Here is a 596-nt window from a genome sequence, read left to right on the forward strand (position 1 = left end):
GCATAAGGGAGAGGATACCATGCTGTCACGACCAGACCATCAATATCGCGCCGAAGGGGAATGCCCCGATCGTATGAGTGTACCCTATATCTGCCTGATTGCCGTGGTTGCGGTTCTGGCCCGNCGTTGGTCTTGGCCCNTGGGANTNCCGGGNCTAGTANCNTTCNGGTCNGGNACCGGTAACCGGGTACGTTNGGGAAAAAAANGGGGCCGAACCCCGGGACCGGGACCGACCCCTTTTTWMSGGGTTAATTTAGGGGGGCAGGGTGTAGGCGATCACGTAATCGCCCGGTTTGGTGCCGACAGAACCATGGCCACCCGCCACGATCAGGACATACTGGCGACCGTCCTGTTCATAGGTCATGGGGGTCGATTGTCCGCCTGCCGGAAGCCGTGCCTTCCACAGAACCTCGCCCGTGGTCAGATCGTATCCGCGCAGGTAATCGTCCACCGCCGCCCCGAGAAAGGCAACGCCCCCCTTGGTGATCATCGGCCCGCCGATACCCGGCACCCCCAGCTCGAAGGGGAGGGAAGGGGGTCATGTCGCGTACGGTGCCGTTCTTGTGCTTCCATGCGATATCACCCGTGGTGACATC

At 61.3% G+C, this 596-nt stretch carries 1 protein-coding gene; it reads right to left on the reverse strand.

The features are described 5' to 3' along the window. Positions 1 to 253: 253 nt before the first annotated feature. On the reverse strand, positions 254 to 511 hold the full coding sequence (locus TR36_RS14270) for a PQQ-binding-like beta-propeller repeat protein (protein ID WP_045394359.1): 258 nt from the start codon (positions 509 to 511) through the stop codon (positions 254 to 256). Between the last annotated feature and the right edge of the window lie 85 nt (positions 512 to 596).

This window comes from Falsirhodobacter sp. alg1 (assembly GCF_000739715.2).
In the GTDB taxonomy this organism is placed as follows: domain Bacteria; phylum Pseudomonadota; class Alphaproteobacteria; order Rhodobacterales; family Rhodobacteraceae; genus Falsirhodobacter.